This window comes from Kitasatospora sp. LaBMicrA B282 (assembly GCF_050325825.1).
Lineage (GTDB): Bacteria > Actinomycetota > Actinomycetes > Streptomycetales > Streptomycetaceae > Kitasatospora.
The window spans coordinates 1-3,765 of record NZ_JBNQTI010000109.1; the positions used below are offsets into that span (position 1 = coordinate 1).

The following is a 3,765-nucleotide window of genomic DNA, read 5'->3' on the forward strand; positions in this document are numbered from 1 at the left end:
CGCGGCCGACCGGGCGGCCCGCTGGGTCCGGCACGCCGGCCGGGTGCAGCTGCGCGACGCCGCGACGCTGGCGCAGTTCCGGGCCCGGATGAGCCCGGTGCTGCCGGTCGCGCTGGCCCTGCAACTGGCGGTGCTGGCCGCGACCAGCTTCGCGGCGCTGGCGCTGCTCACCGCGGTGGCGCCCGGCCCGGCGGCGGGCGGCGGCCTGCTGCACGCGGTGGTCCAGCGGGCCGGGCCGCTGCAGTGGGTCGCCCAGGCGCTGCTCGGCCTGGTGCTGGCGGCCGCCGCCGCGCTGCGCCGGTGCGGTCGGCGCAGTGCCGCGGCGGCCGGCTTACTCGGCGCCGGCGGGCTCGGTGCGGGCCTGTCGGCGTTGCGGTCGCTCGGCCTGCTGGCCGGCTGGGCGGACACCCCGGGCGCGCTCGCCGTGCTGGCCGCGGGGGCGGTGGCGGCCGTGCTGCTGCCGTACACCTGGCTGGTGCTGGGCCGCCCGCGGACCCACCGCTAGCGCGGGTCCGGCCGGGTCCGACCGGGCCGGGGATCCGCACCGACCGCGCACGTCAATCCATCGAGGGCAAGGATCAGGAGTCAGGGATGAGGGTGCTGCTGCTGGGGGCCGGTGGGTACATCGGCCGCCGGGTCGCCGAACGGCTGCTGCTGGACCGTGACCTGCAGGTCACGGTGCTCGGGCGGCGGGACTCGGCCGACATCCGGTTCGACCTGGCGGCCGGGAGCCCGGGGGCGCTGGCCCGGTTCCTGGACGCGGTGGCGCCGCAGGTGGTGGTCAACTGCGCCGGTGCCACCTACGGCACCCCGCGGACCCTGGTGCGGGCCAACGCGCTCGCCGTGGCGACCGTCTGCGAGGCGATCCGGCGCAGCCGCGAGCCCGCCCGGCTGGTGCACATCGGTTCGGCCGCCGAGTACGGCACGGTGCCGCTCGGCACGCCGGTGCCGGAGAGCGCCGAGCCGCGCCCGGTCGGGCCGTACGGGGTGTCCAAGCTGGCGGGCACCGAGCTGGTGCTCTCCTCCGGGCTGGACGCCGCGGTGCTCCGGGTCTTCGACGTGGTCGGTCCCGGGACCCCGGCGGCCTCGCTCTTCGGACGGCTGGCCGAGGGGCTGCGCCGGGCGCTGGAGCAGCAGGAGGGACAGGTCCGGATGCCGGACCTGTCCCCGTTCCGCGACTTCGTGGACGTCCGGGACGTGGCGCAGGCGGTGCTGGCGGCGGCCGTCTCGGCCGCGACCGGCGTGATCAACATCGGCACCGGGCACGCGGTGCGGGCGCGGGAGGCGGCCGAGCTGCTGGTCCGTGCGGCCGGCTTCGAGGGCGTGCTCTGCGAGGAGATCCGCACCGTGGCGCTGCCCGCCCAGTCGGTGGTCGAGCCGCTGCTGCTGCCGGGCGGCGGGCCGCTGGCCGCCGAGCCGCGGCCTGCGGTCGAGCCGGTGGCCTGGCGGCAGGCCGACGTCCGCACCGCCCGGGAGCGGCTCGGCTGGCGGGCCCACACCCCGCTGGAGGAGTCGCTGGGCGACGTCTGGCTGGAGACCGCCTGTCGGGTCTAGGCGGGTTCGAGGGGGTCGCGAGTCTGCCGCGATTCCCAGCATCCGGCGGACCTTGTCTCACCCATCGGACCTGCTGTCTCGGAATACACCACCGGCATGACACTGTTGGTCGAAGGAACCACCGTTTTTGACGACCATCGGAGTCCCCGTGTCGCTGCCACCCCTGGTCGAGCCGGCCGCCGAGCTCACCGTAGACGAGGTCCGCCGGTACTCCCGCCACCTGATCATCCCCGACGTGGGGATGGCCGGGCAGAAGCGGCTGAAGAACGCCAAGGTGCTCTGCGTGGGCGCCGGCGGCCTCGGTTCCCCGGCCCTGATGTACCTGGCCGCGGCCGGTGTGGGCACGCTCGGCATCGTCGAGTTCGACACCGTCGACGAGTCGAACCTGCAGCGCCAGATCATCCACGGGCAGTCCGACATCGGGCGTTCCAAGGGCGAGTCGGCCCGCGACTCGGTCAAGGAGATCAACCCGTACGTCGAGGTGATCCTGCACGACGAGCGGCTCGACAACGACAACGTGATGGAGATCTTCTCCGGCTACGACCTGATCGTCGACGGCACCGACAACTTCGCCACCCGCTACCTGGTGAACGACGCCGCGGTGCTGCTCGGCAAGCCGTACGTCTGGGGCTCGATCTACCGGTTCGACGGCCAGGCCAGCGTCTTCTGGGCCGAGCACGGCCCGTGCTACCGCTGCCTGTACCCGGAGGCCCCGCCGCCGGGCATGGTCCCCTCCTGCGCCGAGGGCGGCGTGCTCGGGGTGCTCTGCGCCTCGATCGGCTCGATCCAGGTCACCGAGGCGATCAAGCTGCTGGCCGGCGTCGGCGAGCCGCTGGTCGGCCGGCTGATGATCTACGACGCCCTGGAGATGAACTACCGCCAGGTCAAGGTCCGCAAGGACCCCGACTGCGCGGTCTGCGGCGAGAACCCGACGGTCACCGAGCTGATCGACTACGAGGCGTTCTGCGGCGTGCTCTCCGAGGAGGCTCAGGAGGCCGCGCTCGGCTCGACCATCACGTCCAAGCAGCTCAAGGAGATGCAGGACAACAACGAGGACATCCTGCTGATCGACGTCCGCGAGCCGAACGAGTACGAGATCGTCAGCATCCCGGGTGCGGTGCTGATCCCCAAGAACGAGTTCCTGATGGGCAGCGCGCTGGAGAAGCTGCCGCAGGACAAGAAGATCGTGCTGCACTGCAAGACCGGTGTCCGCTCGGCCGAGGTGCTGGCCGTGCTCAAGGCGGCGGGCTTCGCGAACTCGGTCCACCTGGGCGGCGGCGTGATCGGCTGGGTCAACCAGATCGAGCCGGAGAAGCCGGTCTACTGACCGGACGCCGAACGCTGAACAGAGCCGCAGGCCGGGCCCCGTACCGACGGGGCCCGGCCTGCGGCTCGTTCTGGTTCTAGAGCGAGTCCCTGCGCTGCAGGGTGCTGTAGGCGATCCAGCCCGGCAGCACCGGCAGCCAGAAGGTCAGCGCCCGGAACAGGAAGACCGCCGAGGTCGCGGTGGCCGGCGGGATCGCCAGGCTCATCGCGAAGATCAGCGCACCTTCGATCGCGCCGATCCCGCCCGGGGTCGGCACCGCGGACCCGGCCGCGTTCGCGGTCAGGAAGATCACCGCGACGGCGGCGAAGCTCATCGAGCCGCCGAAGGCCCGCACCGAGGCGTCCAGGCAGGCGGTGAAGGCCAGGGTCAGCAGCAGGATGCCGCCGAAGCCGGTGACCAGCTTGCTCGGCGTCTGCATCAGGTCGAGCATCCGCGGCACCACGCCGAAGAAGAGCGAGCGCACCCGGGTCACCACGAACCGCCGCAGCGGCCCCACCGCCGCGATCACCAGGGCCAGCACGGCCGCCGTGAGCACCCCGATGATCACCGCGCGCTCGCTGCCCAGGTTGCCGTTGCCCTGGCTGCCGGTGATCAGACCGAAGCAGAAGAGCAGCAGCAGGTGCCCGCCGAGGCCGGCCAGCTGCGAGGCGCCGACGCTCGCCACCGCCTGCCCCGGCCGCACCCCCTGCTTCTGCAGGTAGCGGGTGTTCAGCGCGATGCCGCCGATCGCCGCCGGGGCGACCAGCTTCACGAAGGAGCCGGCCAGCTGCGCCGCCACGGTGCGCCGGAACGGCAGCCGTTCCGGCACGAAGCCGGTCAGGCTCATCGCCGCGGCCACGTAGCTGGCCGCGGTTGTTGTCCATTCTCCCTCCCCCCCCCCCCCC

3 protein-coding genes and 1 pseudogene are annotated in these 3,765 nt (G+C 73.1%); 3 read left to right on the forward strand and 1 reads right to left on the reverse strand.

Annotated elements, in window-relative coordinates; all coding sequences use genetic code 11:
* The 3 genes and pseudogenes from ACQRUO_RS26085 to moeZ all read left to right on the forward strand — a co-directional run.
* A pseudogene (locus ACQRUO_RS26085) lies at positions 1-505 on the forward strand (hypothetical protein); the annotation flags it as partial.
* An 86-nt stretch (positions 506-591) separates the two neighbouring features.
* Positions 592-1,554, forward strand: coding sequence for an NAD-dependent epimerase/dehydratase family protein (locus ACQRUO_RS26090; protein WP_428318504.1), 963 nt, complete (start codon positions 592-594; stop codon positions 1,552-1,554).
* Positions 1,555-1,702: 148 nt separating this feature from the next.
* Complete coding sequence (gene moeZ / locus ACQRUO_RS26095) at positions 1,703-2,881, forward strand: adenylyltransferase/sulfurtransferase MoeZ (protein WP_428318505.1); 1,179 nt, start codon at positions 1,703-1,705, stop codon at positions 2,879-2,881.
* A 76-nt stretch (positions 2,882-2,957) separates the two neighbouring features.
* Here moeZ and ACQRUO_RS26100 read toward each other — a convergent pair.
* A partial coding sequence (locus tag ACQRUO_RS26100) for a lysylphosphatidylglycerol synthase transmembrane domain-containing protein (RefSeq protein WP_428318506.1) occupies positions 2,958-3,765 on the reverse strand: 808 nt, incomplete at its 5' end.

Excerpts from the sequence above, each read along its gene's own strand:
- ACQRUO_RS26090 (WP_428318504.1), top strand. The coding sequence starts at position 592 with ATGAGGGTGCTGCTGCTGGGGGCCGGTGGGTACATCGGCCGCCGGGTC.